The organism is Pseudomonas sp. E315 (assembly GCF_055406205.1).
Genome location: NZ_JBUZPJ010000013.1, coordinates 128,083 through 141,053, shown reverse-complemented (window position 1 = coordinate 141,053; position 12,971 = coordinate 128,083). Strand labels below are relative to the sequence as shown.

The following is a 12,971-nucleotide window of genomic DNA, read 5'->3' as shown; positions in this document are numbered from 1 at the left end:
TTTGTTGGCGCGTTGTCGGCCAGCTACAACTACAGGCCTGAGCCGTTGAGTGCGGTGAACCCTTTTTGAATGGATTGGAAGGAGTGTCCTTTATGGTTGCGGCATTACTGGATCGTTTGGGTGTGAACCCTGCGCTGTATCAACAAGGCAAGCAGCCTGTGCACACCCCGATTGATGGCAGCCAGATAGCGTCGGTGCAGTGGGAAGGTGCCGCTGAGGCAGAGCAACATGTGACCCGTGCCGAGCATGCGTTTGAAGCGTGGCGCAAGGTGCCAGCCCCGCGACGCGGTGAACTGGTGCGCCAATTTGGGGATTTGCTGCGTCAGTACAAGGCGGACTTGGGCGAGTTGGTGTCATGGGAGGCAGGCAAAATCACTCAGGAAGGTCTGGGTGAAGTGCAGGAAATGATCGACATTTGCGATTTCGCGGTCGGTTTGTCACGTCAACTGTATGGCCTGACCATCGCTTCAGAGCGCCCCGGCCATCACATGCGTGAAACCTGGCATCCGCTGGGTGTGGTTGGGGTGATCAGTGCGTTTAACTTTCCGGTGGCGGTGTGGGCATGGAACACCACACTGGCGCTGGTGTGCGGCAACGCTGTGATCTGGAAGCCCTCCGAGAAAACCCCACTCACGGCGTTGGCCTGCCAAGCCTTGTTTGATCGAGTGCTGAGCACGTTCAGTGACGCGCCCAAGTACCTGAGCCAAGTCATCATCGGCGGGCGTGAAGCAGGCGAAGCGTTGGTCGATGACCCGCGCGTGGCCTTGATCAGCGCCACGGGCAGCACCCGCATGGGCCGTGAAGTGGCGCCTAAAATTGCTGCGCGCTTTGCCCGTAGCATTCTGGAATTAGGCGGCAATAACGCGATGATCCTAGGCCCAAGCGCTGATCTGGACATGGCGGTGCGGGCCATTTTGTTCAGTGCTGTGGGCACGGCCGGTCAGCGCTGCACCAGCCTGCGCCGTTTGATCGCCCATGAGTCAGTCAAAGAAGAAATCATCACCCGGCTTAAGGCGGCCTATTCCAAGGTGCGCATTGGCCACCCACTGCAAGGCAATCTGGTGGGCCCGCTGATCGACAAACACAGCTTCGAAAACATGCAGGACGCGCTGGAGCAAGCGCTGAGCGAGGGCGGTCGGGTGTTTGGCGGCGAGCGCCAATTGGCCAGCCAATACCCCAATGCGTATTACGTCAGCCCGGCGATTGTTGAAATGCCGGAGCAAAGCGAAGTGATGTGCAACGAAACCTTTGCGCCGATCTTGTATGTGGTGGGTTACCGCGACTTTAACGATGCGCTGCGCTTAAACAACGCTGTGCCACAAGGCTTGTCGTCGTGCATTTTCACCACTGACGTGCGTGAGGCCGAACAATTTATGTCCGCCACAGGCAGTGACTGTGGGATCGCCAACGTCAACATCGGCCCCAGTGGCGCAGAAATAGGCGGGGCCTTTGGCGGCGAAAAAGAAACAGGAGGCGGGCGCGAATCAGGTTCTGATGCGTGGCGCGGCTACATGCGTCGTCAGACCAACACCGTGAACTACTCGCTGGAACTGCCGCTGGCGCAGGGCATTACTTTCGATTAACCACTAACCGTAGGCGCTGGCGAAGCCTGTGAACTTTGGGTTTAGAAAGATCAAAAGATCGCAGGCTCCTACGCAAAGTCGGGCCACCACGCATCACCGTTAGGTTTCACTTTTGGAGCTTGGCAATGCCTCTACAAGAACAATGTCTGTGGGAAACCCTCACACCGCAACGCCCTCAAGCGCCGACATTTTCGGGCCAACTGAGCGTGGATGTCTGTGTGATAGGCGCCGGAATCACCGGTTTGTCAGCGGCTATTCATTTGCTTGAACAAGGTAAAAGCGTCTGCGTGCTGGAGGCCCACCGCACGGGGCATGGCGGCTCGGGGCGCAATGTAGGGCTGGTGAACGCGGGCATGTGGATAGCACCGGATGACATCGAAGCCGGTTTTGGTGAGGCGATTGGCAGTCAGCTCAATCGCATGCTGGGCGCCGCGCCGTCGTTGGTGTTTAGCCTGATCGACAAGTACCGGATTGATTGCCAGTTGCGCCGCGAAGGCACGCTGCACATGGCGCACAACGCACGTGGCGAAGCTGACCTGCGCAGCCGCGAGCAACAATGGAAACGCCGGGGTGCGCCAGTGGAATTACTCACCGGGGCTGCGTGCGAAGCAGCAACGGGCACCACAAAAATTGCTGCGGCCTTGCTCGATAAACGTGCAGGTACGCTTAACCCAATGGCCTACACGTCCGGGCTGGCCAAGGCGGCCAGTGATCTGGGCGGGCGCTTGTTTGACGACTCCGCGGTCACAGGCCTGGAACGCCAAGGCCAGCGTTGGTCAGTGCAAACCGCACTCGGTGCCGTAAACGCAGAGCAAGTGGTACTGGCATCCAATGCCTACACTGAGGGCGAATGGACTGACCTTCGGCGCAACTTTTTCCCAGGTTATTACTATCAAGTTGCGTCTAAACCGCTGACCGACGCCACGGCGCAACGCATCTTGCCCGGCGGCCAAGGCTCATGGGACACGCGCCAAGTGCTCAGCAGCATCCGCCGCGATGCCGAAGGTCGCTTGCTGCTCGGCAGTCTGGGCAATGGCAATCAGAAACCAACGTGGTTTCTCAAAGCATGGGCCGACCGGGTGCAGCAGCACTACTTCCCGTATTTGAAGGGCGTGGAATGGGAATGCACCTGGACGGGCTGCATCGCGTTTACGCCCGATCACTTGATGCGTTTATTTGAGCCGGCGCCCGGTTTAGTGGCAGTCACCGGTTACAACGGGCGCGGTGTTACCACGGGCAGTGTGGTGGGCAAAGCCTTTGCCGACTACTTGTGTCATGCAGATGCCAAAGCGCTGCCAATTCCGTTTACCGCCATGCAGCCGCTGTCTGGCGTGGGCCTGCGCAGTTGTTTATACGAGGCAGGTTTTTCGCTGTATCACGCAGGCCAATGCTTACGGATTGTCATTTAACGAACAATTTTCGCTGTACTAACTACCTTTATTCGTACAGCGACTAGCCTGTAATGGTGCGTCTTGTAGCAGCCTCGCACCGACAGTGTGCAGAACGGTGACGCACACGGTTACAGGGGAGCTGCTGGCACAGTGCTGTCAGGTTGCAATATTCATTTTGTTTGGTTGCACCTGCATTGCGTAAACGGTTTCACCTTCCTCGGTTTAGACGGTTGCACGCCCAATGAAAATGGGCTCAAAACAGTCGATATAACAACAAAACAACGGCTTTTTTAAGAATAAAAAACCAATGGCACGCGGTTTGCTCAGCGCTTGATGTGACGTCGCAGTGCCAACTAAAAAAACCTCAGGAGCACCACCTCATGTCGCAAACGTTCTACAAGAAAGGCTTTTTGGCCCTCGCAGTGGCTACTGCATTGGGTGTTTCTTCGTTTGTTCAAGCCGATGTAAAAATCGGTGTAGCAGGCCCAATGACGGGTGCTAGCGCGGCATTTGGCGAGCAGTACATGAAGGGGGCGCAGGCAGCGGCAGATGTGATCAACGCCAAGGGCGGGATAAACGGCGAGAAAATTGTTTTGGTCGCAGGTGACGATGCCTGTGAGCCCAAGCAAGCGGTTGCTGTGGCCAACCGCTTGGTTGATCAGGACAAGGTAATCGGTGTTGTAGGTCACTTCTGTTCTTCGAACACAATTCCGGCATCTGAGGTGTACGACGAAGCTGGGGTAATCATGATTACTCCGGGCTCGACTAACCCGCAGGTCACTGAGCGTGGCCTGAGTGCGGTGTTCCGCATGTGTGGGCGTGATGATCAGCAGGGCGTTGTTGCCGGGGACTACATCGTTGATGTGCTAAAAGGCAAGAAAGTCGCGGTCATCAACGACAAGGACACTTACGGCAAAGGGCTGGCCGATGCCACCAGTGCGCAACTGACCAAGCGCGGTGTGAAGCCGATTCTGGAAGAAGGCCTGACCCGTGGCGAGAAGGATTTTAGCGCCTTGGTAACCAAAATCCGCTCGACCGGAGCTGACGTGGTGTTCTTCGGTGGGTTGCACCCGGAAGCGGGGCCATTGGTGCGTCAGATTCGTGAAGCGGGCCTCAAGGACGTGAAGTTTGTTTCCGATGATGGCGTGGTGACCGATGAGTTGGTTGCCACGGCGGGTGGTAAGCAATACGTAGACGGCGTGTACATGACCTTTGGCGCTGACCCGCGTTTGCTACCAGACAGCAAAGAGGTGGTGGAGGCGTTCCGCAAGGCCGGCACCGAGCCTGAAGGCTACACCTTGTACGCGTACGCCTCGCTTCAAGCGATGGCAGATGCCTTCAATGGTGCTAAGTCCAACAAAGGCGAAGACGCTGCCCAGTGGCTCAAGGCCAATCCGGTTAAAACCGTGATGGGCGAGAAGGTTTGGGACAGTAAAGGCGACCTCAAAGTCTCTGACTACGTGATGTATCAGTGGGACGAAAACGGCAAATATCACCAACTGGAAAAACAGAAGTGAGTTGAAGCGCTCTTCTTGCCATTTTTTGTGTAGCGGGCTTGTTCTCGAGGGTGATTGAGACCATCGCGAGCAAGTTCGCTCCTACAGATTCAAGGGCAAGTCTGTATCAGCTGTCTTCTTTTCCAGGAGCTGCGCAAACCGTGTTATCCGGGTCGTTTACTGACGATTTGGCAGGCCTGTTTGCGCTATCGCTCAAGTGCGTGAGATTGCGTTATGGATGGTATTTTCCTACAGCAACTGCTGAACGGCCTGACCCTCGGGTCTGTCTACGGCCTGATCGCCATCGGCTACACAATGGTCTACGGCATCATCGGCATGATCAACTTCGCCCACGGCGAGGTGTACATGATCTCTGCTTACCTCGCGGCGATCAGTCTGGCTCTGTTGGCATACTTCGGTATTGAATCCTTCCCGCTGCTGATGTTGGGCACCCTGATTTTCACGGTTGTGGTCACGGGTGTGTATGGCTGGGTGATTGAGCGTGTGGCTTACAAACCTCTGCGAAATTCCACACGTTTGGCGCCGCTGATCAGCGCCATTGGTATCTCGCTGATCCTGCAAAACTATGTGCAAATTGCTCAGGGCTCACGCCAACAAGGTGTACCGACACTGCTCAGCGGTGCCTGGCGCGTCGATATTGGCAACGGCTTTGTGCAACTGACTTACACCAAGGTATTTATTCTGATCGCGGCCTTCGTGGGCATGGGCCTGCTGACCTACATCATCAAGTACACCAAACTTGGCCGTATGTGCCGCGCTACCCAACAAGACCGCAAAATGGCGTCGATTTTGGGGATCAACACTGACCGAGTTATTTCCTACGTGTTTGTGATTGGTGCTGCTATGGCCGCGTTGGCGGGCGTGTTGATCACCATGAACTACGGCACGTTCGATTTTTACGCAGGTTTCATCATTGGCATCAAAGCCTTCACTGCCGCTGTGCTCGGGGGGATCGGCTCACTGCCGGGCGCCATGCTCGGCGGGATCATATTGGGTGTTTCCGAATCGCTTTTTGCAGGCTTGGTTAACTCTGATTACAAAGACGTGTTCAGTTTCTCACTGTTGGTGCTGATCCTGATTTTCCGTCCCCAAGGCCTGTTGGGTCGTCCACTTGTGGCGAAGGTGTGAGTATGTCGGCAGCTATTAATAAACCGATTGATATCAAAAAAAGTGTCATGGATTCGATTCTTGCCGGGTTGATTTCATTGATTGTGTTCGGGCCTATCGTGGGGGTGGTGCTCGACGGCTACAGCTTCAACTTGCAACCGGCACGGGTCGGCTGGCTGGTGGCGATTGTGATGGTTGGTCGTTTTCTGCTCAGCCTGTTTTTGCAAACGCCCAAGGGCCTGAAAATTCTTCAGGGCTTTGAGTCCACGGGGTCGGGCGTTCATGTGTTGGCGCCGGACTACAAGTCGCGCCTGCGCTGGATCATCCCGCTACTGATCGTCATCGCCATTGTGTTTCCGTTTTTCGCCAACAAATACCTGCTCACGGTGGTGATCCTCGGCTTGATCTACGTACTGCTCGGCCTTGGGCTGAACATTGTGGTCGGGTTGGCCGGGTTGCTGGACTTGGGTTACGTGGCCTTCTATGCGATTGGGGCCTACGGGCTGGCGCTGGGCTATCAATATTTGGGGTTGGGTTTTTGGTCGGTGCTGCCGTTGGCGGCGATTGCGGCGGCGATGGCGGGGTGCATTCTCGGGTTCCCGGTGCTGCGAATGCACGGCGATTATCTGGCCATCGTGACCCTGGGTTTTGGTGAAATCATCCGGTTGGTGCTCAACAATTGGCTGTCATTCACTGGTGGGCCAAATGGCATGCCCGTGCCATCACCCACTTTTCTCGGGTTGGAATTTGGCCGTCGAGCTAAGGAAGGCGGGGTCCCGTTTCATGAGTTTTTCGGCCTGGACTACAACCCCAATATCAAATTCCTGTTTATCTACATCGTGCTGTTTTTGGTGGTGTTGCTGGTGCTCTACATCAAGCATCGCCTCACTCGCATGCCGATTGGCCGCGCTTGGGAAGCATTGCGCGAAGACGAAATTGCCTGCCGTGCAATGGGCCTGAACCACGTATTGGTCAAGCTTTCGGCATTCACCTTGGGCGCTTCAACAGCGGGCTTGGCCGGGGTGTTTTTCGCCAGTTACCAAGGCTTTGTTAACCCGTCGTCGTTCACCTTCTTTGAGTCGGCCTTGATTCTCGCAATTGTGGTGCTGGGCGGCATGGGCTCTACCGTGGGCGTGGTGATTGCCGCGTTCGTGCTGACTGTGGCTCCAGAGTTACTGCGCAGCTTTGCCGAATATCGCGTGCTGTTGTTTGGCGTGCTGATGGTGTTGATGATGATTTGGCGACCGCGAGGCCTGATTCGTATCAGCCGTGTGGGTGTTACGCCACGCAAGGGAGTTGCGCCATGAACGAGCTCTCCAACAAAGACGATGTGGTGCTCTGCGTCGACAAACTGATGATGCACTTCGGTGGGATCAAAGCCTTGAGCGATGTGAGCCTCAAGGTTAAACGCAACTCGATTTTTGCTCTGATTGGCCCTAACGGCGCGGGCAAAACAACGGTGTTTAACTGCTTGACCGGGTTTTACAAAGCCAGCGGCGGCAGAATCGAACTCAATGCCCGTGGCACTCGCACCAATGTCATCAAGCTGCTGGGGGAGCCATTCCAGCCCACCGATTTTGTATCGCCTAAAACCTTTGCCAGTCGGCTCTATTACAAAATGTTCGGTGGCACTCACTTGGTTAACCGTGCGGGGTTGGCGCGCACATTCCAAAACATACGGCTGTTCAAAGAAATGTCCGTCTTGGAAAACCTGCTGGTGGCACAGCACATGTGGGTTAACCGCAACATGCTGGCGGGCATCCTCAATACCAAGGGCTACCGCAAGGCTGAAAGTGATGCGCTGGACCACGCATTTTACTGGCTGGAAGTGGTTGATTTGGTGAACTGTGCCAACCGCTTGGCGGGTGAGTTGTCCTACGGCCAACAACGCCGTTTGGAGATTGCCCGAGCGATGTGTACCCGGCCGCAAATCATCTGCCTTGATGAGCCCGCGGCGGGGCTCAACCCACAAGAAACCGAAGCGTTGAGTGCGATGATTCGACTGCTGCGTGACGAGCACGACCTGACAGTGGTGCTCATCGAGCACGACATGGGCATGGTGATGAGTATTTCCGATCACATCGTGGTGCTGGACCACGGCAACGTTATCGCCGAGGGCGGGCCAGAGGCGATTCGTAACGACCCGAAAGTGATCGCCGCTTATCTTGGCGCAGACGAAGAGGAGCTGATATGACGGGCACGATCCTCGAACTGCAAGAATTGGACGTGTTTTACGGGCCAATTCAGGCGCTGAAAAAAGTTTCCATGCACATCGAAGAGGGCGAGACCGTCAGCCTGATCGGCTCCAACGGTGCGGGAAAATCCACGTTGCTGATGTCTATTTTTGGTCAACCTCGGGCCAGCAGTGGAAAGATCCTCTATCAGGGGATCGACATCACTCAGAAGTCCTCGCACTACATCGCGTCCAACGGCATTGCCCAGTCGCCGGAAGGGCGTCGGGTATTTCCGGACATGTCAGTCGAAGAAAACCTGCTGATGGGCACTATTCCTATTGGGGACAAGCACGCCAGCGAAGACATGCAGCGTATGTTTGAGCTGTTCCCCAGGCTCAAGGAGCGGCGCAATCAGCGAGCCATGACCATGTCGGGAGGCGAACAGCAAATGCTTGCCATCGCTCGTGCGCTGATGAGTCGGCCCAAGTTGTTGCTACTGGACGAACCAAGCCTTGGGCTGGCGCCGATTGTGGTGAAGCAGATTTTCGCCACCCTGCGGGAGCTGGCAAGCACAGGTATGACCATCTTTTTGGTGGAGCAAAACGCTAACCATGCGTTGCGTCTGTCAGACCGCGCCTATGTGATGGTCAATGGTGAGATTCGTCTGACTGGCACGGGTAAGGAATTACTCAGCAACGAAGAAGTGCGCAACGCATATTTAGGCGGGCATTAAGAAATACCCCAAAACCCGTGGGAGCTGCCGCAGCTCCCACGGGTTTTGTGTTTTTGGGGCTTTTTGACACACCCGCAGCGGTTATTCGAAATTGTGGACAAGAAAATAGCAACCCTCTTAAAGCGCGGCATAAAGACGCTGTAAATAGCTGTTTTGTCATCAAATTGACTTGTCCCCGTTTGCTGTGGAGGCGGCTGTGGGTAACGTGGGAGTAGTTGTCTGTAGGCCTTTATTTATATGGCGTGCAGGGTTGTGGTTGTTTTTTGATCAGCGCTTTTGCCTCGGCTGTGAGCGCGAGTTGTCAACAGGCTATTTGAAAATAATAGGCCCGAAAAAAACCGGTACTAACCTGTGGATAAGTCTGTGGTTAAACTCTGGAAAGAATGCGCTAGGCGGCGTAATGACTGGCCTCTGGCGGCTTGGCAGGTTTCACTAGGTTGCACCCTTTTGGGGCGTCTGCATGCCGGGCAGGTTCAGGTCAAGTTAAAAACACTTCAATCTGCGCTGTAGGCCTTATGAATAGAGGCTTTTGTTATTTTTGAGTTGCCCCCAAAGACTGTGGGCGGGCCTGTGGATAAGGTGAGCGTAACCAACGCAAGCCCTTATGAGCCGTGGCTTGGCGCTTGTTGGTTGTTTTTTGTACAGCAGGCGGCCTTGCCGCTGGATCGCAGGCCGGGCATTCTGCTCTTCGTCTTATTCAACGGCGGCTCAAGCCCGCCAGCCAAGGAGAACACGATGACTTCCACGCTGTTTATTACGGGCGCAACGTCTGGGTTTGGTGAGGCGTGCGCACGCAGGTTTGCGCAAGCAGGTTGGAAACTGGTTCTCACTGGCCGCCGCGAAGAACGTCTAAAAGCACTGTGCGAAGAGCTGTCCAAGCAAACTGAAGTGCATGGTTTGGTCGTGGATGTGCGTGACCGCGCTGCAATGGAAGACGCAATTGCCAACTTGCCGCCATCGATTAGTAAGTTGCGCGGGCTTATCAACAACGCCGGGCTGGCGGTGGGGACTGACCCGGCCCCGCAGTGCAAGCTCGACGATTGGGAAACCATGGTCGACACCAACATCAAAGGCTTGCTGTACACCACCAACCTGCTGCTGCCACGCTTGATTGCTTACGGACGTGGCGCAGGGATCGTCAACTTGGGGTCTATCGCTGGCAACTACCCGTATCCGGGCAGCCATGTGTATGGCGGCACCAAAGCCTTTGTTAAGCAGTTTTCCCTGAATTTGCGTTGTGATCTGCAAGGCACAGGTGTGCGAGTCAGCAATATTGAGCCGGGTTTGTGCGAGAGCGAATTCTCGATGGTGCGCTTTGGCGGTGACAAGGCGCGCTATGACGCCACCTATCAAGGTGCTGAACCTATTCAGCCAGAAGACATCGCCGAAACTATTTTTTGGGTGCTCAACACCCCGGCCCACATCAACATCAATCGCCTTGAGCTGATGCCCGTGACGCAGTCCTGGAGCGGTTTTGCGATCGAGCGCCACGCCAAGGAGTAAACTCGCGCTTGGCAGCCCACCCGCGACCTCCTGAGGGGGGTCGCATTCAATCGGGCTGAAAGGAGTTTGTTGTGAGTAACCGTGGTGAGCAGATACTGCTCAAACAATCGACCGTTCTGATGTTCGCGGTGGCCATTGCTGGCATCGTGACGGGTTTCATTTCGGGGTCCCAGTCCATCTTGTTTGATGGATTTTTTTCTTTGATTGCGACGTTTATCAAAGTGCTGATGTTGATTACAGCGCAGTTAATCGCCAAAGAAAGTAACCAGCGTTTCCAGTTCGGCTTTTGGCACCTTGAGCCTATGGTGCTGCTGATTGAAGGCAGCTTCCTGTTATTGATCGCGATCTATGCCTTTCTTAACGGCGTGTTTGGCATCATCAATGGCGGGCGCGATATCGAATTGGGCTTGGTCATCGTCTATGCCGCGGTATTTACCGTGATCGAGTTTGCGTACTACTTCTGGGTGCGCCGCAAAAACCGCAAGCTGAAATCAACCTTGATCCAGTTCGACAACATCAGTTGGCTGGTAGACGCGATGCTGTCGGTGGGGCTGTTGATAAGTTTCGTGACGGCCTTGGCGTTCAAGCAGCAAGGTTATGCACAGTGGGCCGCGTATGTTGACCCGGCGATCCTGATTTTGCTGGCACTGAGCATGCTGGCGCCTGCGTTCAAAATCCTTAAGCCAGCCTTGCGCGACGTTTTGGGAATCGCCCCGGACAAGCTCGATGACAAGGTGCGTGATGTGCTGGAAGCAATGTCCGCACGTCATGGTTTTGAAGGCTACAAAACCTATGTGCAGAAGCATGGTCGGGCGCGGTTTATTGAGATACACATTGTGCTGCCTGCGGGTTATCCACTGACCTGCATCAAGACGCTTGATGCCATTCGTGAAGAGATCTCCGACATGCTGGGCGCGGCAGACACGGCGCGCTGGCTGACGATCAGCTTTACGGGTGACAGGAAGTGGATTGCATAAGCGCAGGATGATGATTCATGTAGCGCTGGCGCAGGCTGCGAGCGTTTGATCTTTTAGAAGCTCGCAGCGTGCGCCAGCGCCTACAGGTTCAACCGAAAAACTGCGCTAGGCCGCTGTAACAGGTGGCCAAGTGATACGGCGTGGTCGACGGCATGTCTTCGCGGCTGACGTTGCCGGTTGCGTCCAGGCATTCGTACCAACCCTCGGCATGCAAAAAGTGCTGCTGCAACGCCAGTAATTGGCGGCGCAAACGTGGCAGGTTGCCAGGGCGCAAAGTCAGGGCGCGCAGGTATTCGGCCTGAGCCCAAATGCGTTGAGTGCCATCGCGCAGGCTGCCTTGTGGGGTGAGCATGCCGCAAACAGCGCCACTGTGCGCGTCTACGCCCACGTGTTCGGCAAACTCGAAGGCGCGATCCAATGACGCATGCAATGAGGTCTGACGCAGTAGCGGCGAAGATTCCAGCAAGAAGTACCATTCAAACTGGTGCCCCGGCTCAAACCAGTTATCCACAGCCCCGCGTGGCTTCTCTAGCATCACGTTATGCACAGGCTCGATAAAACGTTGCTGCATGCCATCGGCCAGCGCCAGCAAAGCGGCCTGCACGGGCGCATCGTCGCGTACGGACAGGGTGGCCAAAAAGGCTTCGGCCAAGTGCATTAGCGGGTTTTGTAGCGGGCCGGTGTTCAGGCTCGACCAATCTTGATTCAGGCTGGCCTCGTATAAGCCTTTGCCATCGCTGAACTGTTTGACGACCACTTCAAGCGCCGCATTGAGCACTGACTCGACCAACGGCTCGCGCACCTTGGCCCAGTAATGGGCGCAAGCGAAGATGATGAATGCGTGGGTGTAGAGGTCTTTGCGTAAGTCCAGCGGCGCACCGTTGGGGTCGATGCTGTAGAACCAGCCGCCGTGCTCGGCGTCGTGAAAGTGGCGTTGCAGCGAGCGAAACAAGGCAGCCGCCCGCTCTGTGGCCTCTGGAAACGCCGGGTCGTCGATCAGGCTGGCAAACACATACAACTGACGGGCACAGGCCATCGCACGATAGCGTTGAGGGGGCAGGGGCTGATGCGTTGGGCTGAGCGCCTCGTAAGGCAGCGCGAGCTCGGCATTCCAGCCGGGGCCTTGCCACAGCGGCACGATAACTTTGCGAAAATGCTGCTGCACCGCCGCAAACGTGGCGGTCAGTTCAGGCGAAAAGGCGGAGCTGGCTACATCGGGCATTGGCTGGCGTCGTCACGGCAGGGGCGTTTGCGCGACATGATACACCGTGATTATCCGAATGACGGCGAATACCCCGCCCAGGCGCTATCGAAGGCTGCGATATTTCGATTTTTAAGCGATCGCAGCCTGCGCCAGCGCCCACGCCAAGCATCAAGGCACCAGCAATCCTTGTTTTTCGATAAAGGCCACGATGGTGTCCAGACCATGCCCGGTCTTTTGGTTGCTGAACACGAACGGCTTGTTGCCGCGCATGCGTTTAGTGTCGCTGTCCATCAGTTCCAGCGATGCACCCACCAACGGTGCCAAGTCGATTTTATTGATGACTAACAAGTCTGACTTACAAATCCCCGGCCCACCTTTGCGCGGCAGTTTGTCGCCTGCGGAAACGTCGATGACATAAATCGTCAGGTCAGACAGCTCAGGGCTGAAGGTCGCTGACAAGTTATCCCCACCCGATTCCACCAAAATCAGATCCAGGCCGGGGAAGCGACGATTGAGCTGGTCAACGGCTTCTAGGTTGATGGACGCGTCTTCGCGAATGGCCGTGTGCGGGCAGCCGCCGGTTTCTACGCCGATGATGCGCTCGGGGGCCAGCGCTTCGTTGCGAACCAAAAAGTCGGCGTCTTCGCGGGTATAAATGTCGTTGGTGACCACTGCCAGGTTGTACTTTTCGCGCAAGGCCAGGCACAGGGCGAGGGTCAGTGCGGTTTTGCCGGAACCCACCGGGCCACCGATGCCGACACGTAAAGGCTGTGTGTTCATCA

The 12,971-nt window shown here is 55.9% G+C and carries 11 protein-coding genes; 9 read left to right on the top strand and 2 right to left on the bottom strand.

Annotated elements, in window-relative coordinates; all coding sequences use genetic code 11:
* Nucleotides 1–92 precede the first annotated feature (92 nt).
* The 9 genes from amaB (at nucleotide 93) to ACZRJQ_RS17710 (ending at nucleotide 10,985) form a co-directional block, all read left to right on the top strand.
* Nucleotides 93–1,583: an L-piperidine-6-carboxylate dehydrogenase gene (amaB, locus tag ACZRJQ_RS17750; RefSeq protein WP_463979632.1), complete on the top strand. Its 1,491-nt coding sequence runs from the start codon at nucleotides 93–95 to the stop codon at nucleotides 1,581–1,583.
* A 125-nt stretch (nucleotides 1,584–1,708) separates the two neighbouring features.
* Nucleotides 1,709–2,992 (top strand): L-pipecolate oxidase, encoded by a 1,284-nt coding sequence (gene amaA, locus ACZRJQ_RS17745; protein WP_463979631.1) that lies wholly within the window; start codon nucleotides 1,709–1,711, stop codon nucleotides 2,990–2,992.
* Between the two features lie 362 nt (nucleotides 2,993–3,354).
* Nucleotides 3,355–4,491, top strand: coding sequence for a branched-chain amino acid ABC transporter substrate-binding protein (locus ACZRJQ_RS17740; protein WP_463979630.1), 1,137 nt, complete (start codon nucleotides 3,355–3,357; stop codon nucleotides 4,489–4,491).
* A 213-nt stretch (nucleotides 4,492–4,704) separates the two neighbouring features.
* Nucleotides 4,705–5,619, top strand: a complete 915-nt coding sequence (locus ACZRJQ_RS17735) for an ABC transporter permease subunit (protein WP_463979629.1) — start codon at nucleotides 4,705–4,707, stop codon at nucleotides 5,617–5,619.
* A 2-nt stretch (nucleotides 5,620–5,621) separates the two neighbouring features.
* Nucleotides 5,622–6,905 (top strand): high-affinity branched-chain amino acid ABC transporter permease LivM, encoded by a 1,284-nt coding sequence (gene livM / locus ACZRJQ_RS17730; RefSeq protein WP_463979628.1) that lies wholly within the window; start codon nucleotides 5,622–5,624, stop codon nucleotides 6,903–6,905.
* Complete coding sequence (locus ACZRJQ_RS17725; protein WP_463979627.1) at nucleotides 6,902–7,792, top strand: ABC transporter ATP-binding protein; 891 nt, start codon at nucleotides 6,902–6,904, stop codon at nucleotides 7,790–7,792. Before livM ends, ACZRJQ_RS17725 begins: the two co-directional genes overlap by 4 nt.
* Nucleotides 7,789–8,505 carry an ABC transporter ATP-binding protein gene (locus tag ACZRJQ_RS17720; protein WP_463979626.1) on the top strand — a complete coding sequence of 239 codons (717 nt, stop codon included), beginning with the start codon at nucleotides 7,789–7,791 and terminating at the stop codon, nucleotides 8,503–8,505. Before ACZRJQ_RS17725 ends, ACZRJQ_RS17720 begins: the two co-directional genes overlap by 4 nt.
* A 735-nt stretch (nucleotides 8,506–9,240) precedes the next feature.
* The gene (locus tag ACZRJQ_RS17715; protein ID WP_463979625.1) at nucleotides 9,241–10,008 is read left to right on the top strand and encodes an SDR family oxidoreductase; all 768 of its coding nucleotides are present in this window, start codon (nucleotides 9,241–9,243) and stop codon (nucleotides 10,006–10,008) included.
* 71 nt (nucleotides 10,009–10,079) lie between these two features.
* On the top strand, nucleotides 10,080–10,985 hold the full coding sequence (locus tag ACZRJQ_RS17710; protein WP_463979624.1) for a cation diffusion facilitator family transporter: 906 nt from the start codon (nucleotides 10,080–10,082) through the stop codon (nucleotides 10,983–10,985).
* An 88-nt stretch (nucleotides 10,986–11,073) separates the two neighbouring features.
* Here the strand turns inward: ACZRJQ_RS17710 and ACZRJQ_RS17705 are convergent, their stop codons facing one another.
* Together ACZRJQ_RS17705 and ureG are read right to left on the bottom strand one after the other, a co-directional pair.
* Nucleotides 11,074–12,207, bottom strand: a complete 1,134-nt coding sequence (locus tag ACZRJQ_RS17705) for an AGE family epimerase/isomerase (protein WP_463979623.1) — start codon at nucleotides 12,205–12,207, stop codon at nucleotides 11,074–11,076.
* Between the two features lie 150 nt (nucleotides 12,208–12,357).
* Nucleotides 12,358–12,969, bottom strand: coding sequence for an urease accessory protein UreG (gene ureG / locus ACZRJQ_RS17700; RefSeq protein ID WP_463979622.1), 612 nt, complete (start codon nucleotides 12,967–12,969; stop codon nucleotides 12,358–12,360).
* Between the last annotated feature and the right edge of the window lie 2 nt (nucleotides 12,970–12,971).